This window comes from Kitasatospora sp. MAP5-34, assembly GCF_029894335.1.
GTDB lineage: Bacteria > Actinomycetota > Actinomycetes > Streptomycetales > Streptomycetaceae > Kitasatospora.
In genome coordinates this window covers 59,901-86,816 of sequence record NZ_JARXZC010000014.1, presented here as the reverse complement: position 1 = coordinate 86,816, position 26,916 = coordinate 59,901, and the positions used below count along the sequence as shown (strand labels likewise).

16 protein-coding genes and 1 pseudogene are annotated in these 26,916 nt (G+C 74.1%); 9 read left to right on the top strand and 8 right to left on the bottom strand.

The window, feature by feature from the left end; all coding sequences use genetic code 11:
- Nucleotides 1-199: 199 nt before the first annotated feature.
- Nucleotides 200-2,299, bottom strand: coding sequence for a SpoIIE family protein phosphatase (locus tag P3T29_RS14580; RefSeq protein ID WP_280716846.1), 2,100 nt, complete (start codon nt 2,297-2,299; stop codon nt 200-202).
- Nucleotides 2,300-2,905: 606 nt separating this feature from the next.
- Between P3T29_RS14580 and P3T29_RS14575 the strand changes: the two genes are divergently transcribed.
- From P3T29_RS14575 to P3T29_RS14545, 7 genes are all read left to right on the top strand, one after another.
- The gene (locus P3T29_RS14575) at nt 2,906-4,195 is read left to right on the top strand and encodes an MFS transporter (protein WP_280716845.1); all 1,290 of its coding nucleotides are present in this window, start codon (nt 2,906-2,908) and stop codon (nt 4,193-4,195) included.
- A gap of 71 nt (nt 4,196-4,266) precedes the next feature.
- A complete protein-coding gene (locus P3T29_RS14570; protein ID WP_280716844.1) occupies nt 4,267-5,640 on the top strand; it encodes a non-ribosomal peptide synthetase in 1,374 nt (457 codons plus the stop codon).
- A gap of 81 nt (nt 5,641-5,721) precedes the next feature.
- Entirely contained in the window at nt 5,722-8,823 is a 3,102-nt protein-coding gene (locus tag P3T29_RS14565) for an amino acid adenylation domain-containing protein (RefSeq protein WP_280716843.1), read from the top strand.
- Nucleotides 8,820-9,992, top strand: coding sequence for an acyl-CoA dehydrogenase family protein (locus P3T29_RS14560; RefSeq protein ID WP_280716842.1), 1,173 nt, complete (start codon nt 8,820-8,822; stop codon nt 9,990-9,992). The genes P3T29_RS14565 and P3T29_RS14560 overlap by 4 nt, the downstream gene beginning before the upstream one ends.
- 29 nt (nt 9,993-10,021) lie before the next feature.
- A complete protein-coding gene (locus P3T29_RS14555; protein ID WP_280716841.1) occupies nt 10,022-11,896 on the top strand; it encodes a non-ribosomal peptide synthetase in 1,875 nt (624 codons plus the stop codon).
- Nucleotides 11,897-11,953: 57 nt separating this feature from the next.
- A complete protein-coding gene (locus P3T29_RS14550) occupies nt 11,954-13,762 on the top strand; it encodes a non-ribosomal peptide synthetase (protein WP_280716840.1) in 1,809 nt (602 codons plus the stop codon).
- Nucleotides 13,759-16,617: a condensation domain-containing protein gene (locus tag P3T29_RS14545; RefSeq protein ID WP_280716839.1), complete on the top strand. Its 2,859-nt coding sequence runs from the start codon at nt 13,759-13,761 to the stop codon at nt 16,615-16,617. The genes P3T29_RS14550 and P3T29_RS14545 overlap by 4 nt, the downstream gene beginning before the upstream one ends.
- 70 nt (nt 16,618-16,687) lie before the next feature.
- On the opposite strand, the gene P3T29_RS14540 is transcribed toward P3T29_RS14545, so the two are convergent.
- Nucleotides 16,688-17,299, bottom strand: a complete 612-nt coding sequence (locus tag P3T29_RS14540) for a maleylpyruvate isomerase N-terminal domain-containing protein (protein ID WP_280716838.1) — start codon at nt 17,297-17,299, stop codon at nt 16,688-16,690.
- Between the two features lie 165 nt (nt 17,300-17,464).
- Here P3T29_RS14540 and P3T29_RS14535 point away from each other — a divergent pair, with 165 nt between their 5' ends.
- Nucleotides 17,465-18,226 (top strand): DUF4118 domain-containing protein, encoded by a 762-nt coding sequence (locus P3T29_RS14535; protein ID WP_280716837.1) that lies wholly within the window; start codon nt 17,465-17,467, stop codon nt 18,224-18,226.
- 15 nt (nt 18,227-18,241) lie between these two features.
- Here the strand turns inward: P3T29_RS14535 and P3T29_RS14530 are convergent, their stop codons facing one another.
- The 5 genes from P3T29_RS14530 to P3T29_RS14510 all read right to left on the bottom strand — a co-directional run bounded on the left by P3T29_RS14530 (nt 18,242) and on the right by P3T29_RS14510 (nt 24,927).
- A complete protein-coding gene (locus tag P3T29_RS14530) occupies nt 18,242-20,053 on the bottom strand; it encodes an APC family permease (protein ID WP_280716836.1) in 1,812 nt (603 codons plus the stop codon).
- A gap of 134 nt (nt 20,054-20,187) precedes the next feature.
- On the bottom strand, nt 20,188-21,639 hold the full coding sequence (locus tag P3T29_RS14525) for an ATP-binding cassette domain-containing protein (RefSeq protein ID WP_280716835.1): 1,452 nt from the start codon (nt 21,637-21,639) through the stop codon (nt 20,188-20,190).
- Nucleotides 21,636-22,436: an ABC transporter permease subunit gene (locus tag P3T29_RS14520; protein WP_280716834.1), complete on the bottom strand. Its 801-nt coding sequence runs from the start codon at nt 22,434-22,436 to the stop codon at nt 21,636-21,638. The genes P3T29_RS14525 and P3T29_RS14520 overlap by 4 nt, the downstream gene beginning before the upstream one ends.
- Nucleotides 22,433-23,368, bottom strand: a complete 936-nt coding sequence (locus P3T29_RS14515; RefSeq protein ID WP_280716833.1) for an ABC transporter permease — start codon at nt 23,366-23,368, stop codon at nt 22,433-22,435. The genes P3T29_RS14520 and P3T29_RS14515 overlap by 4 nt, the downstream gene beginning before the upstream one ends.
- Nucleotides 23,365-24,927: an ABC transporter substrate-binding protein gene (locus P3T29_RS14510; RefSeq protein WP_280716832.1), complete on the bottom strand. Its 1,563-nt coding sequence runs from the start codon at nt 24,925-24,927 to the stop codon at nt 23,365-23,367. Before P3T29_RS14510 ends, P3T29_RS14515 begins: the two co-directional genes overlap by 4 nt.
- A gap of 770 nt (nt 24,928-25,697) precedes the next feature.
- On the opposite strand from P3T29_RS14510, the pseudogene P3T29_RS14505 reads away from it, so the two are divergent.
- A pseudogene (locus tag P3T29_RS14505) lies at nt 25,698-26,075 on the top strand (AAA family ATPase); the annotation flags it as partial.
- Nucleotides 26,076-26,113: 38 nt separating this feature from the next.
- Here P3T29_RS14505 and P3T29_RS14500 read toward each other — a convergent pair.
- Nucleotides 26,114-26,845: a DUF427 domain-containing protein gene (locus P3T29_RS14500; protein ID WP_280716831.1), complete on the bottom strand. Its 732-nt coding sequence runs from the start codon at nt 26,843-26,845 to the stop codon at nt 26,114-26,116.
- Between the last annotated feature and the right edge of the window lie 71 nt (nt 26,846-26,916).

Here is a 26,916-nt window from a genome sequence, read left to right as displayed (position 1 = left end):
CCATGAAGGACAGGGGGGAGCACCCATTGGACACAGCGTTCACGGGTCTCACCTCCTGATGACAGCTTCACGGTCGACTGAAAGCTAGCAGCTGGCGGCCGTCCCACCCAACCCCTTATTCCGTTCCGGTTTTTCCATTCCGGCCGAAGCGTGCCCCCCGGGAAACCCGGGCCGGCCGATCCGGCGCGATTCGGAGAGCTCACAGCGCCACCGACCGGACCAGCAGCAGGGCGATGTCGTCGGTGCGGTGGTCGGCCTGTTCGGCCTGGCCGATGAGGGCGTCGGCGAGTTGGTCGAGTGGTCCGGCGCCGTGGCGGGTGAGGGTGGTGGCCAGGTCGGCGAGGGCCAGGTCGAGGTCTACGCCGGGGGTTTCGATCAGGCCGTCGGTGTACAGGACCAGGGTGGTGCCGATCGGCAGCGGGACGCGGATCACGGGGTATTCGGCGCTGGGGTCGACGTTCAGGACCAGGCCGGTACTCGGCCGCAGCGGGTGCACCCGGCCGTCGGGACTGCGCAGCAGGGGTACCGGGTGTCCGGCGTCGGCCATCCAGGCCTCGCGGCGGGTGAGGTCGACGCGGAGGTAGGCGCAGCTGGCGAGCAGGGTGGTGTCCAGGTCCACGAGCAGGTGGTTGGTGCGGGCGAGGACGGTGCTGGGGTCGGAGTCGGCCGTCGCGAAGGCGCGTACGGCGGTGCGGATCTGGCCCATCAGGGCAGCCGCGTTGACGCTGTGGCCCTGGACGTCGCCGATGACGATGGCGGCAGTATCACTGTCGACCCGGATCAGGTCGTAGAAGTCGCCGCCGACCTCCATGCCCTCGGTGCCGGGCAGGTAGCGGGCGGTGGTCTGCAGGCCCGGGACGCTGGGCAGGGCGCGCGGCAGCAGGCTCTCCTGGAGGCCGTGGGCGAGGCCGAGCTTGGTGTCGTACAGCCGGGCGCGGTCGAGGGCCTGGGCGAGCAGGCCGCCGAGCGAGGTGAGGACGGTGCGTTCCTCCAGGCCGAAGTGGTGCGGCTCGGCGAAGGCCAGCACGCAGGTGCCGAACAGCCGGCCCGAGGTCACCAGCGGCAGGTAGGCCCAGGCGGCCATGCCGTCCTGGGTCTCGTGGCGGCCGGGGTAGAGCCGCTCCAGCGCCGCACGGGTCTCGAAGAAGGCCGGTACGGGGTTGGTGGTCGCCTGGACGCCGGGGGTGGGCTCGGTCAGCGGCGTCCGGTCGAACTGGTCGACCAGGCCGGGCGGGTAACCCCGGTGGCCGACCGTACGCAGCCGGCCGCTCTCCCGCAGCAGGACGGCGACGGCCTGGCCGCCGAAGGCCGGGAGGATCTGGTCGGAGATCATGCTCACCACGTCCTGCACGCTGACGGCCTCGGTCAGCGCGCTCGCCAGGTGCAGGATGTGGTACAGCGCTCCGGGCCGGGTGCGGACGGCCGCCTCGACCGGCCCGGCGGGCCGGACCAGGGTGGGCGGGTCGGAGTGGGCGCCCTCGGCGGGGGTGATGCGTACGGTGAGCCCGGAGGCGTCCGGGTAGAGCTGGAAGGACAGCCACCGGTCCGGCGGCCGGCGCGCCACGAACGACGTCGGCTGCCCGCTGAGCACCGCCGCCCGGTAGTGGTACTCGTACACGGGGTCGCGGAGCCAGGACAGCGCCGCCCACGGCTTGGCGCCGAGCAGGCGCTCGACCGGCTCCCCGAGCAGCGCGGCCGCCGTCGGCGTGACGGCGGCCAGCCTGCCGTCCTGGCCGATGCCGCAGACGCCCTCCGGCAGCCGCGCCGCCATCGGCCCGAACGGCTCCCCGGTTCCGCCCGGAGCAGTGATCGCCGCCGGGCGCGCGCCGGGCCGGACCGGACGGCCCGCTCGGGCCGCCCGGGTCAGCACCTCGGCCAGCTCGGCGGCGAGCGCCGTGAGCTCATGGCGTTCGGCCGCCGACAGCTCCGGCGGATGCGCGGCCGGCCAGAGCAGGAAGACGGCCCCGTGGGTGGTCCCGTCCGCGATGAGCGGCGCGGCCGCGAGGCTGAACGCGTACGGCATGGCGACCGCCACCCGAGGGTACCGGCGCACCATCTCCTCCGTGCCGCCCACCCACACCAACCGGCCGTCGCGTACCGCCTCGGCCACCGGGATCGGTGCGGTGATCCCCACGCCCTGCCACGGTCGGGTGAACTGCCGCGCGGCCCCGAGCGTCAGCGCCAGCTCGAGCAGCTGCCGGTCGTCCGAGAGCAGGTAGAGCCCGCCGATGTGCGCGTCGAGCCGGTCGGGGACCGTCCGCAGGAGCTCCGTCAGCACGTCGAGGCCGTCCTCGGCCACCGGCTCGGATCCTCGCGGCCCGGGCCCGGGCTGCGAGGACACGGGCAGCGGGGGTACTGGTCGCGAGGATCCGAGCCGCGGGGACACGGGTCGCGGGGGTACCGACCCTGACGTGCCCATATCAACCACCTCGTTCGAGCCGACCGGGTACACCCGCACAGGCTTGTTCCCATACTGGCCCGTCCGGGCGGCAGATGCTTCACCCTGGGCCCGGACCGGGGCTGCCCCGGGCCCGGACCGGGGCCACCCTGACCCTGGACCGGGGGCCGCCACGGACCGTGATCGACACAAAACGGCAGCAGCTATCACATGAGTCCAAAAATGAGGTGAATAATCCATAAGACTCCACTCAATCCAGCCAAGTTTGAATACGTACGTTCGATGGACGGTGCCCCTCCCCCCGCAGAACGGACAGTGCCACCGGCGCAGACCGGCCGACCGGCTCCTCAAGCACCGCTTGAATTTCCGGGTCTGCGCAGCCGGCACTCGGCATGATCATGCTCAGCCCACGAACCGAGTGGCCGATTCCGGGCACCCGCCACCGAGAAGTCCGGAATCACTTCCACCGCTTGCCCGTACCAGCACTTCTGACCGACAGTCACACAGGTGAACGTCTTTCAGCGCCTCGTCGGAGGCGCCCTCTTACGCCACCGCGACTTCCGGTTACTGCTGTCCGGAGCCGCCGCCGGCCAGCTCGGCAGCCAGGTGACCCTGGTCGCACTGCCGCTGGTAGCGGTGTTACGACTGGACGCCTCCGCCTTACAGGTCGGTCTGCTCACTGCGGCCGAGACCGCCGCCTTCCTGCTGGTCGGCCTGCCCGCAGGGGCCTGGGTCGACCGGATGCGCCGCCTGCCGGTACTGATCCGCGCCGACGTGGTGCGGTGTCTGGCGGTGGGTTCCATCCCGCTGGCCGCCGCCGCAGGCGTTCTGACGATGGCTCAGCTCTACCTGGTGGCGCTGGTCACCGGCGTGGCCACGGTGTTCTTCGACGTCGCACACCAGTCCTTCCTGCCGCAGTTGCTGCCCCGCGACCAACTCGTCAGTGGCAACGGGGCGCTGGAGACCGTGCGTTCGTCCGCCCAGGTCGCCGGTCCGGGGCTCGGCGGTGTACTGGTCCAGCTGCTCGGGGCACCGATCGCGATGGTCGCCGACGCGCTCGGGTATCTCACCTCCGCGCTCCTGCTGCTGGGCATCCGCAGCGACGAGCCCCGCCCCGAACCCGCTCCGGGCCGTTCGCTGCGCGCCGACATCGCCGAAGGGCTCTCGTTCGTCCTGCGGCAGCCGCTGCTGCGGGTGATCGCGTCGGCCACGGCCGCCTCCAACTTCTTCTCCGCCCTCCTGCTGGCCGTCCAGACGGTTTTCTGGGTACGGGTGCTCACGCTCTCCCCCACCGCCATCGGCCTGCTGCTCTCCGTGTCGGCCGTCGGCGGCCTGGCCGGCGCCCTGTGCGCGGGGCCGCTGGCCCGGCGGTTCGGGCAGGCCAGGCTGATCTGGCTCTCGGCCACGGTCACCTCGCCGTTCGCCCTGCTCTGGCCGCTGTCCGGGCGTGGCGCCGGGGCCCTGCTGTTCGCGGCCGGTTCGGCGGTGGTGTTGTTCGGCGCGGTGGTCTACAACGTCGCACAGGTGAGCTTCCGTCAAGTGATCTGTCCACCAGCACTGTTGGGCCGGATGAACGCCACCATGCGCTTCCTGGTCTGGGGCACCCTGCCGCTCGGCGCCCTCGCGGGCGGCGCCGTCGCCACCGCCGCCGGGCCCCGGACCGCCCTGTGGATCTGCGCTGCGGGCTTCCTCGTCGTACCACTGCCGCTGGTGCTGTCGCCGCTGCGGCGGCTGAGAGACCTCCCAGGGGCCGACGAACGGCACGGCGAACCGGCCGAGGCAAATCCCACCCGCTGAACCGCCCGCTGAACAGATCGCCGAACCGATCGCGAACCGATCGCGAACCGAACCGAAGCGGAGATCCACCTGTGTCCGCCAGCATCACCGCCGCCTATCTGGCGCGTTTCCGTTCCGTCACCGCAGGCGCGGCAGACCTGCTCCCGCTCACGGGGGCCCAACGCCGCTTCGCACTCACCCGGCGTCTGGACCCGCAAGGGCGCCCGGACGTCGTCCCGCTGTTCTTCGCCTACCCGCGCGGGACCGTCGACGTGGCCCGGCTGCGCCGCGCCGCCGTACGGCTGGCCGGGCGCCACCCCGCCCTGCGCGGCACCCTGGCGGCGTTACGCGGCACTCCCGTGCTGCGGCTCGGCGAGCCCACGGCCGAGGTCCGGACGGTCCCGGTGCGACCCGGGGGGACGGCCGAGGACGCGCTGCGCCGCGAGTTGCTCGCCTGGTCGGCGGACGGTCCCCCGCTCCGGCTGCTGCTGGCCGCCGGACCCGGCGATGACGAAGAGCTGCTCGCAATCGCCTTGGACCATGCGGCATGTGACGAACAGTCACTCGGTACGGTCACCGCAGAACTCACCCGGCTCTACCGGGAGGACTCCCCCTCCGACCAGGCCCCGCCGACCGCCGTCGGCGACGACGTCGCCGCTTACCGCGAGGCGGTGGAGCTCCAGCTCGCCGCCGAGGTCGCGGCCTCCTCCCCCGGGGCCTTCACACACTGGGGCCGCCGGCTCGGCGGGCTCACCGGCAGCGCCGACGGGCTGCCCGGGCGGGCCGAAGGGCCGCCGGACACCGGCATGTTGAGCCACCGGCTCCCCGCCGCCACCGGAGCGGGCCGCAGCGCCGCCTTCCCCGCGCTGCTGGACGCCGTGTCGGCCGCCGCGTGCAGCCTGTTCGGCGCGGACCGACCGACGGACCGCGCGACGGACCGAACCACGGAGCAAGCGCCGGACCGAGCGACGGACCACGGGCTCGCGCTCGGCTACCCCTGGGGCGGACGGCCACCCGGCGCGCCGCAGGCCCTGGGCTGCTTCCTCAACACGCTGGTCCACCCGGCCGACGCCGGCCCGGCGGACCTGGACGGGCTCAGCGCCTCCTGGTGGGACGACCTGGATCACGCCGACACCCCGTTCGACGAGGTGGTCCACGCCGCGCGGTCGGCCGGGTCCCGCTGGTCGGGCGCCCTGGACGGCCTGCTGACCTTCGAGGATCTGCACCGCCGCCCGGCCCTGGTGCTGGGCGGGACGGCGGGACGCGAGACCCACCTCGCCGGACGCCCGCTCACCGCGCCGTTCGCCGTGTCCGCCTCGCACGGCGACGACCTGCTGGTCCGCTTCGCCTGGGACCGGGCCAACTGCACGGACGACGCGGCCCGCAGCGCGTTCGATGCCCTGCTGCACACCCTGCGCCGCCATCTCGGCGCCGCGCCGGGCAGTACCACGCCCGCCGCCTCCTGAACCACCTGCACACAGCCGCCGTACGGCCCCACCGGGCCTGCCCGGCCGCACCACACTCGCCACAAGCGAAGGGAACCGTCCATGTTCGCTCTCTCCTCCTCGCAGGAGATCGTCTGGCTGCACGAGCAGATGCTGCCCGGTAGCCGCGCCTACAACTTCACCGCCGCACTGGACCTCTGGGGCCCGCTCGACACCGCCGCACTGCGCGCCGGCCTGGCCGGCGTGATCGGCCACCACCCCGGCCTGCGACTGGAGTTGGTCGAACGGCCGGGCGGGCTGCCCGGCCAGCGGGTCAGCGAGCAGGCCGAGCCCCGGCTGCGCACCAGCGACCTGTCCGGCGAGGACGACCCGGAGTCCGTCTTCCAGCAGGTGCTGCGGGCCGAGGCCGAGGAGCCGCTCGACACCACCCAGGCACCGCTGCTGCGCTGGCACCTGGTCCGGCTCGGCGAGCAGCACCACCGGCTGATCCACGTGGAGCACCACCTGATCCATGACGGCCACTCCTTCGCCGTCCTGCTGCGCGACCTGTTCACCGGCTACCGCGCGCACGTCCTCGGCGAGCAGGCCGAACTGCCGCCCACCCGCTCGTACGAGGAGCACGCGCGCGCCACGGTGCCCGAGGCGCGGGAGCGCAGCCTCGCGTACTGGAAGCAGGAACTGCGGGACGCCCCGCTGGATCTGCAGCTGCCCGGGCTGACCCGCCCGGGCGCGGTCCGCCGTCACCGGGGCGCCCAGCTGCGCCAGGCGATCGGCGCCGACCTCGCCGAACGCCTGCGGGCCCGCAGCCGCACCGACGGCCACACCCCGTTCAGCACACTGCTCACGCTCTTCGCCGAGCTACTGCGCCGGCACGGCGGCCACCGGGAGCTGGTGGTCGGCACGGCGGTGGGCAACCGGCCGGTGGGGTTCGAGGGCACGGTCGGCATGTTCGTCAACACCCTGCCGCTACGGCTGCGGCTCGACCCGGCCGCGCCCGGTCTGGACGCGGTGGACGAGGTCACCGACACCCTGATGCGCGCGCTGCCGCACCAGGACGTCCCCGTCCAGGAGTTGACCCGTGAGCTCGGCCTGCACACCGGTGGCGCGGACAACCCGCTGTTCGACGTGATGTTCAGCGCCCACGACGCGGCGCTGCCCGAGATCGAGGCACCCGAGCTGGAGATCTCGCTGTACGAGGGGTTCAACACCGGCACCACCCGGTTCGACCTGGACCTCGTCCTGATACCCGACGACCGCCGGGTGGTCGGGCAGCGGCACGGCGCCGCCGGGATGACCCTGGTCTGGGACTACGACGCCGACCTGTTCGGCGAGCAGGTGGCCGGTCTGCTGGCCGAGCGGCTGCTCGACCTGCTGCGCGCCTACCTCGACGACCCCTCCGTCCCGCTGGCCGCCCTCGCCGCGCTCACCATACCCGCCGCTGTGGAGCCCGCCGCAGCCGCCGAAGCCGTTCTCGACCCCGCTGCCGCGCACGACCCGGGCCGGCTCGCCGTGCTCGCCGGGTCCGAGCGGCTCACCTTCGGCGACCTCGACCGCCGGGTGTCCGAGCTGGTCGAGCGGCTGCGCGCGGCCGGGGTGACGGCCGGTCAGCCGGTCGCCGCCGTGCTGCCGCGCGGTGTGGACAGCGTGGTCGCCCTGCTGGCCTGCCTGCGCCTGGGCGCGGTGTACGCGCCGCTCTCCCCGGAGGACCCGGCGGCCCGTCTCGGCCTGCTGGTGGACCGGTTGGAGCCCGCCCTGGTACTGGCCACCCGGCAGAGCGCGCTCGCCCTGCCCGTCGACGGCCGCGCCCCCGCCCTGCTGGACGGGCCCGCCTTCCCGAAGGCCGAACCGGCGGCGGTACTCGACGGCGCCGCGTACGTCATCCACACCTCCGGCTCGACCGGTGTGCCCAAGCCCGTCCTGGTCGGCCGCGCCGCGCTGGCGGGCTACCTCGGCGCACTGGCTCAGCGGTACCAACTGATGCCCGAGGACCGGGTGTTGCTGTTCGCCAGGCCGTCCTTCGACGTGGCGCTGGAGGAGGTGCTGCCGTCGCTGGCCGCCGGTGCCTGCCTGGTGCTGCCGCAGCGCGAGGTGCCGACCGGGCCGGAGCTGGTCGCGGTGCTGGCGATGCGCGAGGTCACCGTCGCCAACCTGCCGACCAGCTACTTCCTGGCTGTCCGCGAGGAGCTGCGGGAGGCGCTGCGCGACGGACGCTGGTCGCCGCGCCTGATCGTGCTGGGCGGCGAACGGCTGCCCGCCCAGGCCCTGTCGGGCCTGCGGCAGGACACCGACGCGACCGTACTGAACGCGTACGGCGTGACCGAGGCCACCGTCACCTCCACCGTGCACGAGATCACCGCGGCCGACCTGACGGACGGCGCGGAGATCCCGCTCGGCACCGAGCTGCCGGGGACGCGGGTGTACGTGCTGGACGAGGGCGCACGGCCCCTGCCCCCGGGCGGGATAGGCGAGTTGGCGATCGGCGGCCCGGCGCTCGCGGAGGGTTACCTCGGGCTGGACGAGGCCACCGCCGCCCGCTTCGTGACGCCCGCCGCGCTGGGCGGCGAGCGGGTGTACCGCACAGGCGACCGGGGTTACCGCGACCTGGACGGCCGCCTCTGGTTCCTCGGCCGCCAGGACAACCAGGTCAAGCTGCGCGGCTTCCGGATCGAACTGGAGGAGATCGAGGCAGCGGCCTCCGCCGAACTCGGCGGCCGCTCCTGCGCGGTGGCGCTCGACCGCGACGCCGCCGACGGCCCCCGGCTGGTCGGCTTCCTGGAGGGCGACGGGCCCGCCGACCGGGCCGCGCTGCACGCCGCGCTCGCCCTGCGGCTGCCCGGGGCGCTCGTCCCCGGTACCTGGGTGGCGCTGGAGACCATGCCGACACTGCCCGGCGGCAAGCCCGACCGAGCCGCGCTGACCCGGGCCCTGGCCGACCTGCCCGCCCCCGGCGGCGAGCAGCCCGAGGAGCAGCTCTTCGACGACCCGACTCTCGCCCTGGTCGCCGAGGCGTGGCGGGAGGTACTGGGCCACAGCCGGTTCGCCGCCGACTCGCACTTCTTCGAGGTCGGCGGGCACTCGCTGCTCGCCGCCCAGTTGGCCGCCTGGCTGGAACCCCGGCTGGGCCACCGCCCGCCGCTGCACGCCCTGTTCGCCAACCCCGTGCTGGCCGACCAGGCCAAGGCCCTGATGGGAGACCACAAGTGACCTCCGCCCCCTCCGCCGTCCTGGAGAACGGCCACCGCGAACTGGTCGACGCGTTCGAGAGTTTCGTCCGCCGCGAGCTGGTGCCGCTGGCCGCCGAGCTGCCCGAGACCGCCGACCTGCCGCCCGCCGACCTGCGCTCGTACGTCCGCAGGCGCTCGGCCGCGCTCGGCTTCTACGCGGGCGACCAGCCGGAGGAGCTCGGCGGCTCCGGGATGCCCTTCACCGCCGTCGTCCTGCTGCACCACGCGGCCGGGCGCAGCGGCTGCTCGCTGGCCCCGTACGCGCTGGCCGGCTCGGACGGCCCCAGCCCGCTGCTGCGGCACGGGACGCCCGAGCAGGTCGAACGCTTCCTGCTGCCGCTGGTGCGCGGCGAGGCGGCGCGCTGCCTGGCGCTGACCGAGCCGCACGCCGGTTCGGACGCCTTCCGGCTCACCACCACGGCGAAGCGGGACGGCGACGACTGGCTGATCAGCGGCCGGAAGACCTTCGTCAGCAACGCCGACCGGGCGGACTTCGCGCTGGTCGTCACCGCGACCGACCAGGGCGACGGCGTCACCGGCGGCGCGACCGCCTTCGTGCTGCCGATGGACCAGCCGGGCCTGCGGATCGGGCAGCGGTACGAAGGCATGTCCGGCGAGCCGCTGTTCGAGCTGCTGCTGGAGCAGGTCCGGGTGCCGATGGACGCCGTGATCGGCGGCGAGGAGGGTGTCGGGGCCGCCATGGCGCTGGCCGTGGACAGCCTGTCGCGCGGACGCCTGGTGGTGGCGGCGATGTGCAACGGCGTCGCCGAGTACGCGCTGCGCCTGGGTGTGGAGTACGCCCGGGAGCGGGAGGCGTTCGGTGAGCGGATCGGCAGCTACCAGCACGTCCAGGAGCACCTGGTGCGCAGCCGGGCCGAGGTGGAGGCGTCCAAGCTGCTCACCCTGGCCTGCGCCCGACTGGTGGACGAGGGCACCGAGGCGCCGGAGAACGCGGCGCTCGCCAAACTGACCGCCTCCGAGACGGCCGTGCGGGTGGTGGACCGCTCGTTGCAGGTGCACGGCGCGACCGGCTGGGTGCGCGGGCATCCGCTGGAGTTCCTGTACCGGTACGTCCGGATGATGACGATCATCGAAGGGACCTCCGAGGTCCAGAAGGTGATCATCGCCCGGGCCATGGGCCTGAACTGACCGCGACCCTGCTACTCGGAGGCACGAACATGACCAACCCCGACGCTGTCCTGAGCATCACGTACGGCGGCCCGCACCAGGACGCCGCCGTCCTGGACCGCCACCTCGACTGGGTGCGCCGCACCCCGGACGCCCCCGCCCTGCTGGACGGCGAGCACAGCTGGAGCTACGCCGAACTCGACCGGCTGGCCGCCGCGTTGGCCGACACCCTGCGCGACCGGGTGCGCCCCGGCGAGCTGGTGGGCGTCTGCCTCGACCACTCGGCGGCGCTGGTCACCGTCGCGCTGGCGGTGGCCCGGCTCGGCGCCGTCTACCTGCCGCTCGGGCCGCGTCCCGGTGAGCGGCGGCTCCAGGCCGTGGCGGAGAACCTGCGCCTGGCCTGCCTGATCGGCGACCCGGCACTGCTCCCGCCCACGCACCGGGACGCCGCGCAACTCCCATTGGCGCTGCCCACCGAGGGCGCCAACGCCGCCGCCACGGTGGTCGCCGCGTTCGCCCCGGCCGCGCCCGACGCGGTCGGCGCGCCGGCCGGCAGCTACTACGCGGTATTGACCTCCGGCTCGACCGGCACCCCCAAGGCGGTGGCCGTCGGCGAGTCCTCGCTCGGCGCCCTGCTGCGCTGGTACCAGGGCCTGACGGGCCTGGGCCCCGGCGACCGGCACAGCCTGATGATCGGCGTCGCCTTCGACCCGCACCTTCAGGAGCTGTGGGCGACCCTCACCTCCGGCGCCGCGCTGAGCGTCGCCCCCGACGAGGTGCGCTGGGACCCGGGCGCGCTCACCGGTTGGTGGCAGCGGGCCGGGATCACCGTCGGCGTCCTGCCCGCCCCGCTGGCCGAACCCGTCCTGGGCCTGCCCTGGCCAAGCGAACTGACACTCCGTCACCTAACGGTGGGCGGCGACCGCTTGCGCCGCCGGCCTGCGCCGGACGTCACCGCGCAGGTCCACAACGCGTACGGACCGGCCGAGGCCACGGTGACAACGACCGTGCACACCATGCCCCCCGGCGCGGCCCCGGACGGCCCGGACGCACCGCCGATCGGCCTGCCCCTGCCGGGCGTCACCGTCTTCGTCACCGACGAGGACGGGCGCCCGGTACCCCGGGGGACCTCCGGCGAGCTGCGGATCGGCGGCCGCCTCCTGTCGCTCGGCTATCTCGACCGGGAGCTGACCGCCCGGCGGTTCATGGCGGCACCGGCGGGCGCGGAGGGGGTAGATCGGGTGTACCGCACCGGCGACCGCGTGCTGATGCGGCCGGACGGGGTGCTGGAGTTCCAGGGCCGGCTGGACGACCAGGTGAAGGTCAGCGGCGTACGGATCGAGCCCGCCGAGGTCGAGGCGGCCCTCGAGCGCGACCCGCGCGTACGCCGCGCCACCGTCGCCGCCCGGTACGGCGCGGACGGCGGGGTGCAGCTGGTCGCCTTCGTCCAGCGCCTCGCCGACGGCGAGCCCTCGACCGGCGCCGAGCTGCTGCCGCAGGTCCGGGAGTGGCTGCCCGTGCAGGCCGTGCCCACCCGGATCCGGCTGGTCGACGCCTTCCCGCTGGACGCCAACGGCAAGGTCGACCGCACCGCGCTGCTGGCGGACCTCGAGAGCAGCCCCACCACCGACGACGGCTCGACGCAGAGCGAGGCGCGGAGCGAGTCGCCGACCGCCTCGGCGACCGAGCGGACCGTGCTGCGGCTCTGCCGTGAGCTACTGGGCAACCCGGCGCTCGGCCCGCAGGACAACTTCATCGACGCGGGCGGCAACTCGCTCGCCACCTCCCGGCTGCTGGTGGCCCTGAAGCAGGAGTGCGGCGTGGAGCTGCGCGCCCCCCAGCTGCTCCGCCAGCCCGATCTGCGCCGGCTGGCCGAGCTGGTCGAGTCCCGCCGCCCGAGCGCCGTCACCGTCACCACCTCCTGACCGCACGCCGTACCAGGGTGCCCCGGCGCGAGCCGGGGCGCCCGGAAGGGAACTCCGATGTCCTCCCCCGTCTCCGTAGCCGGTGGCGTACCCGGTCTGATCGCCCGGCACGCCGAACTCCGGCCGCAGGCGCTGGCCGTCTCCGACGGCAGCACCGCCCTCACCTACCGTGAGCTGGTGGCCGCCGCGCGCCGGCTCGCCGCCGAGCTGACCGCCCGGGGCGTCGGCCCCGGCAGTGCCGTCGGGCTGCTGGCCGCCCGTTCGACCCGCCGGATCGTCGCCCAGCTCGCCGTGTGGTGGGCGGGCGGCCACACCGTCGCCCTCGACCCGGCGTACCCGCTCCCCCGTACCGCCGGCATGATCGCCGACGCCGGAGTGCGCCTCACCCTCGGCGACAAGGCGCTGCTGGCCAAGGCCGGCCTGCCGGACGACCGGACGTATCTCCTGGACGACGCCGAACTGCCCGGCGACGCCGCCGCCGGCGCGCCGAACCCGTCCATCGACGGCCCGCAGGCGACCGCCCTGGTGCTGTACACCTCCGGCTCCACCGGCCGTCCCAAGGGCGTCGAGGTGCCGCACCGCGCGATCACCGCGCTGGTGACGGCTCCGGACGCGGTGGCGCTGGGCCCGGGCGACCGGGTGCTCTACCACTCGCCCGCCACCTTCGACGCCTCCACCTTCGAGATCTGGGCGCCGCTGGTGCGCGGCGCGGCCGTGATGATCTCCCCCGCCGACCGGCCGACGCCGGAGGAACTGGCCCGGGACGTCGAGCGGTTCGGCGTCACCACCACCTTCCTGACCACCGCGCTCTTCCACCAGCTGGCCGCCCGGCAGTCGCGCGTCTTCGGTGTGCTGCGGACGCTGGTCGTCGGCGGCGAGGCGCTCTCCGCCGAGCACGCCGGGACTGTCCTGCGAGCCTTCCCCTGGCTCGACCTGCTGAACGCCTACGGGCCGACCGAGGCCACCACCTTCACCACCCTGCACCGGCTGCGCGAGGCCGACTGCGACGGCCCGCCGCCGATCGGACGCCCGTTCGGCGGCGCGAGCGTCGCCGTGCTGGACGAGCGGCTCGCGCCGGTGCCCCCGGGCGGACGCGGCGAGCTGTGGATCGGCGGCGCCCGGCTGGCCCTCGGGTACCTCGGGCAGCCGGAGCTGACGGCGGAGCGGTTCCGGGAGATCCCGGGCCACGGGCGGATGTACCGCAGCGGCGACCTGGTGACGGCCCGTCCGGACGGCACGCTGGACTTCCACGGCCGCGCCGACGGCCAGGTCAAGGTACGCGGCTTCCGGATCGAGCCCGACGAGGTCGAGCACGCCCTCCGCCGGCATCCGGCGGTCTCCGAGGCGGCCGTCGTGGTGCGGCGGGCCGGGCAGGAGGACGCCGCGCTGACCGCGTACGTCGTCCCCGCCGACGGGCACCGGCCCGCGACCACCGCGCTGCGCGACCACCTGGCGGGGCTGCTGCCCGCCCATCTGGTGCCCACCGCCTGGACCGTCCTGGAGACGCTGCCGCTCACCGGCACCGGCAAGGTGGACCGCCACGCCCTGGCCGGGACCACCCCGGACCAGGCCCACACCGCTACCGCCGCGCTGACACCCCTGCAGCAGGCCGTCGCCGAAGCCTGGTCGCGGGCGCTCGACCGGCCCGTACAACACCCGGACGCGGACTTCCTGGCCGAGGGCGGGCACTCGCTGATGGCCATGTGGGTGGTCGACGACCTCCGCGAGGACCTGGGCGTCGAGCTGTCGCTGGCCGACTTCTTCGGCCACCCCACGGTCGCCGGCCAGGCCGCCCTGATCGAGCGGTCGCTGCTCGCCGTCCACGGCGGCCCGGCCGCCGCTCCCCACCCCGAGGACGCCCGATGAACACCACCGACCAGCTGAACCAGCTGGACCAGCTGGATCTGCTCCGCCTGGCCCGGCAGCGGTCCGGCGCGACCCGTCCGGCGGCCATCCCTCGAAGCACAGAGACCGGCCCGGCCCCGCTCTCCCACGCCCAGCGCCGGATGTGGCTGATGGACCGCCTCGGCCAGGGCGGCGCCCGGTACAACGTGCCGCTGGCCACCCGGCTGCACGGCCCGCTCGACCTCGACGGACTGGCCACCGCCCTCACCGAACTGACTGACCGTCATCTCATCCTGCGCACCCGTTACGGGCAGCACGGCGACCAGCCCTACCAGGAGGTGCTGGCCCCGGCACCGGTCCCCGTCCCGGTGCTGACCGCCACGCCCGACCAGGCTCCGGCCCTGCTGCGCGCCGAGGCGACCCGTCCCTTCGACCTGGCGACCGGGCCGGTGCTGCGGGCGCTGGCGCTGCGCCACGCCCCGGACGACCACACCGTCCTGATCACCCTGCACCACATCGCCGTCGACGGCGGCTCGCTCCCCGTGATCGCCGAGGAACTCGCCGCGCACTACGCCGCCGCACTCGGCCAGCACCCCGCCGAGCTGCCCGAACCGCCGCTCCAGTACACCGACTTCGCGCGCTGGGAACAGACCCGCGACTTCGCCGCCGAGGTCGACGCCTGGGCCGTCCGCCTGGCCGGGGCCCGCCCGGTGCCGCTCCCCCGCACCGCACCCGCCGGGCGCCGGACCAGGGCGGCCGGGCTGCACACCGCGCCCCTCTCCGCCGAGACGCTCGCCGGGCTGCGGCAGCTGGGCCGGGACCACGGCGCGACCCTGTTCACGGTCGTCCTGGCGGCCGCCTTCGCCACCCTGCGACGCGCCACCGGGGAGGCCGACCTCACCCTCGGCTGTGCGAGCGGCCACCGCTCGCGCCCGGAGCTGCGCCGACTGGTCGGGCTGTGCGTCAACACCCTGCCGATCCGGGCCGACCTCTCCGGCGACCCCGCCTTCAGTGAGGTGCTCGGCCGGGTCGGCAGCGCGCTGCTCACCGCGCAGGGGCAGCACGAAGTCCCGTTCGACCTGGTCGTGGAGCGCCTCGGCGCGGCCGCGCGGGGGGAGGACGGCACGCCGCTGCTCGCCGTCACCTGCGACGTCGTCCAGCCGTCCGACCCGCTCCGGCTGCCCGGCCTGACGGCCGAGGCGGTCGAAGTCGACCTCGGGCTGGCCAAGTTCGACCTCGGCCTCTTCGTCGAGGACGGCCCGCAGCCGCGCTGCCTGGTCCAGTACGACACCGGCGCCCTCGCCGAGCAGACGGCCCGGCAGCTGCTCACCGCCTTCGCCGCCCTGCTCACCGCCGTGGCCACGGACGGCGGCGGCCGACTGCCGCTCGGGCAGCTGCCCGGCACCCCGCTCACCCCGGCCGTCCACCCCGCCGAGGCCGCGCTCCGGGCCGACCCCCGGGTCCGGGAGGCCGTGGTGGTGACCCGCGACGGGCTGCCGCCGCTGGCGTACGTGGTGGCGCGTGGCCCGTCGGCCCCGAGCGGCGCCGAGCTGCGGATGTCGCTGCGTTCCCGGCTGACGGCCGGTCAACTGCCGGTCGCGGTAACGCTTCTGGACAGCCTGCCGCGCAACGCCACCGGCGCGGTGGACCTCGCCCGGCTGCCGGGCAACGGCTCCCGAGCCGCGTCGGCGAGCAGCGGCCAGGGACGGGTGGAGACCGTCCGGACGGCCTTCGGCGAGCTGCTCAGCGCCCGCCCCGGCCCGGAGGACGACTTCTTCGAGTCGGGTGGTCACTCCCTGGTCGCCGTCCAGCTCGCCGAGCGGCTGCGCGCGAGCACCGGCCTGCCGGTCACCGGCCTCGACATCCTGGAGCAGCGCACCCCGCGCGCGGTGGCCGCCCTGCTCGACACCCGGGAGACCGAGCGGCGCGCAGCAGCTGTCAAGCGTCGCCCGAGCGGCGGCGCGCGGGCCGGGACCGTGCTGCTCACCGGCGCCACCGGGGGTGTCGGCGCCGCCGTACTCCAGGAGCTGCTGGCCCAGGGCCACCCGGTCCGCGCGCTGGCCAGGCCCGAATCCGCCCACCTGGTGGCGCTGGACGGCGTGGAGGTGGCGGAGGGCGACCTCACCGACCTCGACAGCCTGCGCGCTGCGGTACACGGAGCCGACGCGATCATCCACGCGGCCTCGACCTTCACCACACCCGAGCTCGACGTCGCCGCCATGCGTGCGATGGTGGACGCCTGGCGGCACGGCAGCTTCGTCTTCGTCAGCAGCGTGGACGCGTACGGCCGTCCGCCCGGCGCCGCAGTCGCCGAGGGCGCCCCGACCGCGTTCCCCGTCTCCGCTTACGGGCAGGGCAAGTTGGACTGCGAACGGATCCTCCTCGACGCCGCCGGAACCCGCGGGCGCGGCGCCGGCGCGGCGGTCCGCTCGCCGATCGTCTGGGGCCCGCAGCAGCGCCTGCGCGACCAGCTCCGCTGGGGATCGACCGGCGCGCTCTACCAGGCCGCCCGGGCGGGAGCACCCCTCGTACTGCCCGACCCGTCGGCGCACGAGCACGACTGGTACGGCGCGGCCTGGGTGCACTCCGCCGCCCTGGCCCGGGCCGTGATCGGCTGCGCCGACGGCTCCGGGCGGGCGGACGGCCAGGTGGTGAACGCCGTCTCCGGCCACCTCGCCTGGCCTGAACTCGCCACCGAGCTGGCCCGGTTGCTCGGTTCCACCGGTACGGTGGACCTGCGGCCGGACGCCGAGGCCGAGCTGCTGCGCCCCTGGCGCTACAAGGCCGAAGCCCTCGCCGACCTGCTCCGCGAGCAGCCGGGCGAGGACTGGCGCAGCGTCCTCGCCGCCATGGTGGAGCAGGGCCGGGTGGGGTAGGGCCGGGTGCGGTAGGGCCGGTTCGAGCGGCCGGGCACCGTCAGCTCGCTCCTTCGCCGTCCGGCGGGCGCTACCGCAGGACGGGGAGTACGGGGGCGGTGGTCCGCCCGGTCGCGGCCTCGATGAACGCGACGCTGTCGGGTACGGCGGCCAGCAGGTCCCTGGCCGCCTGCACGGCGGCGCCGGGTGGCGGCGGGCCACCGATGGCGGCGATCAGGTCGAGCAGGTGGACGGTGGCCTCCAGGACGGCGACCTCACCGAGCGCTCCGAAGGTCACAGTGCCCAGCAGCGGGTGCGCGACCACACTGGAGAGCGGCACGTCACCGAGCTCGGCCAGAGCCTTCGGGCCCTCGACGGCGAAGCGGCGGAGCAGCACCCCGGGGGGTGTCTGGTCGGCCACCTGCCGGGCGTGCTCGGCGACCTGGTCGGCTGCGGTGTGCGCCACCTCGCCCGGCCGGTTGTAGTTCCTGATGATCTCCGCGCCGCTGGTGACGGCCGCCGGCTCCTGCACCAGCGCGCCGCGCAGCTGGGCGAACATCTCCGGAGCGGGGGCCACATGGGCGAACAGCGCGTGCACCGACCAGCCGGGCAGCCGGGTGGGCCGGGCCCACTCCTCGGGCCCCAGCCGGGACCCCCGCTCCGCCCACGACTGCCAGAGAGTGACCATCAGTTCGTCCCGCATGCGCGCCTGACCCTCCATCGGAATCGCTCACTGCACGAAGGGCAACACTATCGACCGCAGGCCGCCGCAGCGCCCGCAAAGGTTGCGTTAAGGGTGCCCGGCGGCGGCCCGGTCCGGCGTCGGGCCTGCTACACCGGAATGCAGGAGGAATGCAGGAGGTACGTCATGCCTGGGTACGTTCGGTACGTCACGAGGGACACCGCCTCGTTGCTGGCAGCGGTGGCGGCCCCGATCGCGCTCTGCGCGGTGCTGCTGCCGTTCCGGAGCAGCCTGGCGAACACCAATGTGGCCCTGCTGCTGGTCGTCGTGGTGGTGGCGGTGTCGGCGCTGGGGAACCGGTGGGCCGGGATCGTCGCGGCGGTGACGGCCGCGCTGTGGTTCGACTTCTTCTTCACCCGCCCGTACGAGCGGTTCTCGATCAGCAAGTCCGCCGACCTCACCACGGCCGTCCTGCTGCTGGCGGTCGGGCTGGCGGTGTCCCAACTGGCCGCCCACGCACGCCGCCTGCAGGTGATCGCGGTCACCGACGCCGACCACCTGGCGCGGATCCACGAGACCGCCGTGCTCGCCCGTACGGCCAACTCGGCGCTCACCGTGGTGGACGAGGTCCGGGCGCAGCTGATCGAGTTGCTCCAACTGCGCGGCTGCCGCTTCGAGTACGGGACGCTGATGGGCCACCCGCCGCACCTCGAACCCGACGGGTCCGTCATGGTCGGGCGCCGGCGCTGGGACGCCGACCGGCTGGGGCTGCCGGACGAGGAGGTGGAGCTGCGCCTGTTCGGCAACGGCCGGTACGTCGGCCGGTTCCTGCTCGAACCCACCCCCGGCACGGTGCCCTCCGCGCAGGCGCGGCTGGTCGCGGTGACCTTGGCCGACCAGGCCGGTACCGCGCTGGAGTCCCTGTGGCAGGCCCCGAGGGTCGCCTGACCTCGGGGGAACGGCTCAACGCGGGATGCGCGGGATGTCGATCCGGAACCGCAGACGGCAGATCACCACATCCGTGTAGCGGCGGATCGCCCGGTCGAGGATCGCGCCGCGCTGGTTCTGCAGCAGGCGCTGCCAGGGCCGGGGCAGATGCATCTCGGGGATCAGCACGACCAGCCGGTCGTGCTCCTCCTCGGCCGCCAGCGAACGCAGGTAGTCGACGATCGGCCAGGTCAGGGAGCGGCTCCGGCTGCTCAGTACGATCAGCGGGACGTGCGGGTTCCAGACGCTCCACGCCTCCCGGATCTGTTCCGGGCTCGGCGCGTCCTCGTCCTCCGCCGTGACGACGGTGATCGCGCGCACCTCGTCGCCGAGCGACAGGGCGGCCCCGATCGCCTCCTGGGTGAGCAGGTTGACCGCCCCGACCGGGACGATGATCAGCGAGTGACGCTCCTCCGGCGGCCCGGGCACCTCGCCGACGTGCAGGCCACGGCCGATCCCCAGGTAGGTGCGGTGGATCGCCTCGAAGAGCAGGACCAGGACGGCCACCGCCAGGAACACCAGCCAGCCACCCTGGCCGAACTTCGCGATCAGCTCGATGACGGTTGCCGCCGCCGTCAGTACCGCGCCGACCCCGTTCAGGACCGCGCGCCCCCGCCAGCCGGGACCGCGTTCGAGGCGCCAGTGCCGGACCATCCCGACCTGGGAGATGGTGAAACCGATGAAGACGCCGATCGCGAAGACCGGCACCAGCGCCTGGGTGTCGCCCTGGGCACCGACCAGCAGCACCAGCGCGGCTCCGGCCAGCACCAGCACCCCGTGCCGGTAGACCTGCCGGTCCGCGCGCAGCGCGAACACGTGCGGCAGGTGGTGGTCCCGGGCCAGCAGCGAGGTCAGCACCGGCATGCCGCCGAACGAGGTGTTCGCGGCCAGCGCCAGCAGTGCGGTGGTGGCGAACTGGACGACGTAGAAGCCCAGGTTGTGGCCGAGCGAGGCGTCGGTGAGCTGGGCGAGGACGGTCTTGGTGCTGTTCGGGGCGACGTGGAACCTGTCGATCAGCAGGGACAGCCCGATCAGCATCGTGCCGAGCAGCCCGCCGAGCGCGATCTCGGTGCGCTGGGCACGCTGGACCCGGGGGGTGCGGAAGGTCGGCACGGCGTTCGCGATGGCCTCCACGCCCGTCAGCGCCGCACACCCGGAGGCGAAGGCCTTGAGGAGCAGCAGCAGTCCGACACTCTCGGTCGCCACCGCCACGTGCGTCGGCTCGGTCACCGGGTGCGCGCGCAGGAGTCCGACCACGATGATGGTGAAGATCGCCACCACGAAGACGACGGTCGGCACGATCAGCACCCGCGCCGACTCGGCGATCCCGTACAGGTTCACCGCCGTGATCAACGCCAGCACCAGCACGCACAGCCACACCCGGTCGGCGTACAACGACGGGAAGGCCGAGGTGAGGGCGGCGACACCGGCGGACACCGACACCGCGACGTTCAGCACGTAGTCGATGATCAGCGACGCGGCCGCGACCAGGCTCACCCGCCGCCCCAGGTGCCGCCCGGCCACGGCGTACGCACCACCGCCGTTCGGGAAGGCCGCGATGACCTGCCGGTACGAGAACGTCAGCGCGGCCAGCAGCACCACGATCGCCAACGTGACCGGGAGCGTGAAGCCCAGCCCGTGACTGCCCGCCATGGCCAGCACCACCACGATCGCCTCGGGCCCGTACGCCACCGAGGCCAGCGCGTCCAGCGAGAGCGCGGCCAGCCCCTGAGGGACCGTCAGCCGATCCCGCTCGCGCTCCCCGGGAGCGTCTGCCTCCGTGTTCATGGCCACTGCCTACCGCCTCGCGTCGTCCCTGAGTACAGGGCGACGCTAGCGGTGGGCATGGACACGCGGGCGCTCTGACTCGCGAACGGACGGGGCGATCTGCGCTGCCGGTACCGCCGTCGGCGGCGCGTGGCCTACCCGGGACCCACCCGTCCCTGCGACAGCTCGACGGGTGCGGGGGCGGCGCCGCCGAGGGTGAGGACGGTGTCGGCGTACGTGCCGACGAGGGGCAGGTCGTGGCTGACGAGGGCCAGGGCGAGGCCGTGGTCGGCGCAGAGGCCGGAGAGCAGGCCCATGATGCCGGTCGCGGTGTCGGCGTCCAGGGCCGATGTGACCTCGTCGCAGAGCAGGACGTCCGGCTCGGCGGCGAGGGCGCGGGCGATGGAGACGCGCTGGCGCTGACCGCCCGAGAGCTCGTACGGGTAGCGGTCCGCGAACTCGCTCGGCAGGCCGACCGATCGGAGCAGTCCGGCCACCCGCGCCGCGCACTGTTCCTGCGGCAGCGAGAAGTGCAGGCGCAGCGGGCGGGTGAGGGTGGCGCCGATGGTGCGGGCCGGGTTGAGGGCGCCGAGCGGGTTCTGCGGGACGAGTTGGATGCGGCGCCGCTGCTCGCGGGTGCGGGCCCGGTGGGAGGGGGCGAGGGGTGTTCCGGCGAGGGCGAGGGTGCCCGTGGCCGGGGGGTGGAGACCGGCCAGGAGGCGTACCAGGGTGGTCTTCCCGGAGCCGGACGCGCCGACGATGCCGGTGCGGGTGCCGGGGGTGAGGTCGAGATCGAGGTCCGTCAGGACGGGCCTGCGGTCGCGGCGACCGCCGACGTACGCACCGAGGCCCCGCGCGGTGACGAGGGCCGGTGCCGGGGAGGCGGGTGCCGTACGGGTGCGCGGGGCCCGGGCCGGGGTGCGCCGGGTGGCCGGGGTGAGGGTGAGGGTGAGGACGTCGTCGGCGCAGCGGGAGACCAGCCGGGGGTCGTGGGTGGCGAGGGCGACGGCGAGCCCGTGCCGGGTGGCGAGTTCGCGCAGCAGGTCGGCGATCTCGTCGCGCAGGGCCGGGTCGAGTCCGGCCGTGGGCTCGTCCAGCAGGAGGAGTTCGGGGCGGCGGGCGAGGGCCCGGGCCAGCGCGACCCGGCGCTGCTGGCCGCCGGACAGCTCGCCGGGGCGGCGGCGTTCGAACTGTTCGTCGGTGGGCAGGCGGACCTGGGCGAGGAGGTCGCGCAGGCCCTGGCCACTGGGGTCGGCGGCGGTCTCGGTGATCAGACGGCCCACCCGCATCCGGGGGTTGAGGCCGGAGCCCGGGTCCTGGCCGACGTACGCGAGGCGGTGCCGACGCAGCGCGCGCAGCTCGCGTTCGGGCAGGTCGAGTGGGTCGTGGCCGAGGACGGTGACCGTTCCGGCGGTGCGGCGGGCGCCGGGCGGCAGCGCTCCGAGCAATGCACGGAGCAAGGTCGTCTTGCCCGCGCCGGACGGGCCGGTGAGGGCGTGGACGCGGCCGGGGGTGAGGGTGAGGGTCGCGCCGGTGAGGAGTTGCGGGCCGTCGGAGATGGCGATGCTCAGGTCGGTGACGCGTGCGGTGACGCGTACGGTGGTCACAGTGCGCTCTCCGGGGTCGGGCGGGCGGCGATGCCCTCGACGGCGAGGTTGACGCTGATCGCGAGCAGGCCGATGGCGAGGCTGGGGGCGGCGACCGCCCAGGGGTTGAGCAGGATGCCGGGTGCGTTCTCACGGATCATCAACGCCCAGTCGGCGGCGGGTGGTTGGGGACCGAGCTGAAGGAAGGCCGCGATCGAGACGATGTAGACACCTTCGACGAAGCGCAGGCCGAAGAGCGCGAGCAGGGTGGCGCGGAGGTTGGGCAGCACCTCACGGACCATCAGGTACCAGAGGCGTTCACCCCCGGCGGCGGCAGTCTCGACGTACCCGGTGGCGGCGACCGGTGCGGCTGCGGCGGCCACGATCCGTACGGCGTAGGGGATGCCGAGCACGGTGGCGGCCGCCGCGACGGCGAGCCGGCCACCGCCGGGCCAGGCCAGAGCGACGAGCATGATGCCGAGCACGGCGGGCAGCAGGATGGCGAGGTCGGCGGCGCGCTCCAGCCACCGGCCCAGCCGGGGACGGAGGGCGGCCAGGATGCCGAGCGCGGCGGCGGCCGTGGTGACCAGCAGCGCGATGCCGAGCGCGGTGGCGATCAGGGGTGCTCCGCCGGAGAGCAGTCGGCTGAGCAGGTCGCGGCCGAGTTGGTCACCGCCGAGCGTGGCGACGGCGTCCGGCGTCGCGTAGGGGGCGGTGACGGGCTGATCGACGGCGTGCGGCGCGAGCAGCGGTCCGGCGAGGGCGAGCAGGACGAGTAGCAGCGCGGGGACGGTACGGACGAGCTTGCGGACGGTCACGCCCGTACCCCCAGGGTGCGGTCGCGGATCAGGTCGGCCGCGAGCAGCAGGGTGCTGATCGCGGCGCCGGTGGCGGCGACGACCCCCGCGACGAGCGGGGTGTCGCGGTCGGCGACGGCTCCGGCCAGGACGGCGCCGATGCCCGGGTAGTTGAAGAGCGTCTCGACCACGACGGCGCCGCCCAGCAGCATGCCGGCCGAGGTGGCGGTGCCGACGGCGATGGCGGGCAGGGCGCCGGGCAGCACGTGGTGGGTGAGGACGCGGTGGCGGGGCAGCCCGTCCAGGATCGCGGCCTGCACGTGCGGCAGACTGGCCTGGTCGGCGAGGGCGCCGCGTACGATGCGGGTGTTCCAGCCGATCTGCGGGATCGTCAGCGCGAGCAGCGGCAGGACGAGCATCCGCCAGGAGGCGGGCGCGCCGTCGGGCCCGGTCAGGGTGACGGCGGGCAGCCAGCCGGTCCAGAGCGAGAGCACCAGCAGCAGCGCGACGGAGACCACGAACTCGGGCAGCGCGAACGCGGCGGTGGCCGCCGTCGCGACCGCCCGGTCCACCCGACCGCCCGGCCGCAGCGCGGCCCAACTGCCCAACGCCAGTGCGCCGGTGACGCTGAGCAGCAGGGCCAGGCCGCCGAGCAGCAGGGTGTTGGGGAAGGGCGCGGCGAGCAGGGCGGTGACCGGCCGGCCGTGGGCGGAGGTGCCGAGGTCGCCGGTGGGCAGGCCCGCCAGCCAGTCCCAGAACCGTTCGGCCAGTGGCCGGTCGAGCCCGAGCGCGGCCCGGCGGGCGGCGAGGTCGGTGGCGCTCTCGCCCCGCTCGGAGGTGGCGGTCGCCGCGTCGCCGGGCAGCAGCGACACGGCGGCGAACACCGTCGCCAGCAGGACGGTCAGCAGCGCCAGCCTTCTGACCGCCGGCCACACGAACCGGACGAGGCTCAACGGGCCAGCCAGGTCTTCTCGAGCTGGACCCGCCCGTAGCCGGGCAGCCTGGGCAGGCCGCGCACGGGGGCGGCGGCGAGGTCGATGCCGTCGGCCATGCCCCAGAGCAGGTAACCGGACCTGTCGTACTCGATCTCCTGGAGCTGGTGCAGCACCTTGGCGCGCTCGGCGGCGTCGGCGGTGGCCAGCGCCTTGCGGTACGCCGCGTCGAAGGCCGGGTCCCGCCAACCGGCCTCGTTCTGGCCGGCCTCGGAGACCATCGTCTTGCTGGCGAAGAACACTACCGAGTCGTTGGTGCCCCAGTACGACGCGTAGAGCGGGGCCTTGAGCCAACTGGCGTCCCAGAACAGCTTGGAGTCCTGCTTGACGACGTTGATCCGCACCCCGGTCTCGCGGACCTGGGTGGCGAAGAGCGTCGCGGACTCGGCGAGGCCGGGGATGTCCTCGGTGGTGACCAGGTCGTAGCTCCTGGCGAGGTCGAATCCGGCCGCGCCGAGCAGCTGCCGGGCCCGGACGAGGTCGCGCGTGCGCTGCGGGAGATCGCGCGCGTAGGCGGGGTCGCCGGTGCCGAGGACGTCGTTGGCGACCGTGCCGTAGCCGGACAGCACCTGCTTGACCATGGCCTCGCGGTCGACGGCCAGCCGCAGCGCCTGCCGCACCCGGGGGTCGGCGAACGGGCCGCCGGCGGCGCGCATCACGATGGGCATCGCCAGGTCGTTCGGTCGGCGGACGACCTGGACGTCCTTGCGGGCTCCGGCGGTACGGGCGGCCGTCGCGCCGACGTTGGACGCCACGTCGATCTGCCCGGCGAGCAGGGCGTTGGCCAGCGCCTGCGGACTCTCGAAGATCCGCACCTCGACGGCGTCGAGCAGCACCTTGCCGCCATACCAGTCGTCGTTGCGGACCAGGCGGGCGTTGCCGTCGCGGAACCAGTCGAGTTTGAACGGGCCGCTGCCGGAGGCGGTGGCGACGGCGTCGTCCTTGGTGTCCTTCTTGAGGACGAAGGTGGTCAGCCGGGTGAGCAGCGGCAGGTCCGCGTTGGCGTAGTCGGAGACCAGGACGACCGTCCGCGCGCCTTCGGCGCTGATGCCCGAGGGCTGGATGCCGGGCAGCCGGCTGGCACCGGCCGGGGTGGCGCGCAGACGCTTGAGCGACCAGACGACGTCGGCGGCGGTGACGGGCGTGCCGTCGTGGAACTTCGCGCCGTCGGCGATGGTGAAGCGCCAGGTCTTCAGGTCCGGGGAGGGCTGCCAGGAGGCGGCCAGGCGCGGGACGGTGTTGGCCGTGTCCCCGGGGACGGCGAGGGTGTCGTAGAGCAGGCTGATGATGAGGTAGTCACTCTCGTTGGCCTGCGAGCCGTGCGGGTCCCGGGTGACGGCCGAGGCCCGGCCGAGTGCGCCGATCTTCAACGTGCCGCCGGAGCGCGGCTGTTCGGAGGTCGAGCCGGCCGGAGCCGGTTCGCTGTCGGAGCGTCCGCTGCCGCTGCCGCAGGCGGCGAGCGCCCCGGCCGTGCCGATCCCGGCGGTGGCCCACAGCAGCTGTCGTCTGGTGACGCTCACTTCGTCCTCGTTTCACCTGAGCAGTATTTACTTAGGATTGCCTATCCTAAGAATGATGCCCCTGGCAAGGCGAAACAATCCCGGGAGATTCCTGGCGGCACACCAATCACCGCTCACACCAAGGCGATTGGGACGACCACACCGATCTGTGGGCCGACGAAGAAAAGTTAGGCTTGCCTTACTAACTGATCGTTGTTACGTTTTCGTCGTCGCCCGGCAGCCGTCCCTGTCTCCGCGCCGGATTTCGACAGTTCCCCCTCTCCCACCCGTGCCGGGCTGCGCCGCGCCGCGCCCCGCACCGGTTCCCCTTGCCCGTGCAACGGAAGGCCCCACCGTGCCCGCAGCCACCGCCCCGATCCGCCGGCTCGACCGCGCAGCCGTCGAGGAACTGACCCGGACCGCCGCCGAACTCCTGGACCGTCACGGCTCCGCCACCAGCCCCGCCCTGCTGGCCGACCTCCCGACGGCGGCCGCCCGGCTCGGCGACGGCCGGCCTCCTGCTGCGCCGCTACGACCGGACCCTGACGGCCCGCAGCGCCGCGCGTACCCGAAGCTGAGACCGACCGGCAAATGGTGGGTGGATGAAGGAGCGGTGTCCGGGCCGAGTCTGGGCGGTGCCGACGATGGGGGCACCTCCCGGCCGAAGGCTGGGGGAGAGTCCATGCGGAGCATCGGCGACCGAGGAGAAGCCGTCCAGGCGACAGCCCGGGCGCCGCGACGCCGCCCACCATTTGCCGGTCGGTCTGAGTGGCCCCCCGCGAAGATCGGCCGCTACCAAGTGGTGGGGCGGGCAGCAGCTGTCGGCCGGGCAGTGGCAACGCTTCGCCGTCGCCCGCTCGTTCTTCCGCTCCACCCGCAGCCCCGGCCTGCTGATCCTGGACGAGCCCACCTCGGCCCTGGACCCGAGGGCGGAACACCGGATCTTCAAGAACCTCCGCGCCCTCGCCGCCGACCGGGCCGTCCTGCTGGTCACCCACAACCTGAGCAACGTCGTGGTCGCGGACCGGATCGTCGTCATGGCCGAGGGCCGGATCGTCCAGGAGGGCACCTGGGCCCAACTCTCCCAGCAGCCCGGCCTGTTCCGCGAACTCCTCGCCCTCCGACAGGACCGCACCGTCCCGGGCCAGCGGGCCTCAGCCGTCTCCTGACACCCCGTGGGGTGGCGTTGCGGCCACCCCACGGGCGCTCAGCCGAACTTGGTGTGCGGGCGGTCCTGGAGTACACCGTCCACGTACAGGTCCACCTTCTCGTTGTAGAACGCCACCAGACCGGTGATCTTCTGGCTCTCGGGCAGCGGCGTCCGGTACGACCAGGCGATCTCCGGACGCGTCTCACCGCCGACCCGGGCGGACAGGTGCTCGGCACTGCCCTTGTACGGACAGTGCGTGACCCTGCCGCCCGCGTCGAGCAGGTCCAGCCGGACATCCGTCTTCGGCAGGTAGTAGCGCACGGGCAGCCCGGTCTCGAAGAGCAGGCGCGGGCTGTGCGACTCGGCGAGGACGACCCCGTCCAGCTCGACCCGGACCGTCCGGGAGGAGGCCAGGATGTCGATCCGGGTGTAGGGGCTCCGGGGGTGGGTGTAGACCTCCTCGTCCTCCTCGAACCAGGCGTCCATGGCGTCCCAGTCGAGCCGGACCAGCCCGCGCAGCTCCTCGACCGGCGACTCCTCGAAGCGCCACGCGGCGTCGACCGCCGTACGGTCACCGACGGTGACGTCGAACAGGTGCGCGTTACCCCGGCTGGGCCAGTGCTTGGTACGCCCGTAGTCGGTGAGCAGATCCGTGCGAACGTCGGTGACGGGAACGTAGTACGCCGGGTAGTACGGGTTCTCCCAGACCAGGACCGGCCGCAGCGTGTCCGCCACCGCCTGCCCCCCGAGGTAGGCGCGGACCCGCTTGGCACCCTGCTCGATACGCAACTCTCTGGTACTTGTAGTGGCCATACCCGCTACAACCCGCCCGGGCAGCCGTTCATTTCGGCTCTCCGGCA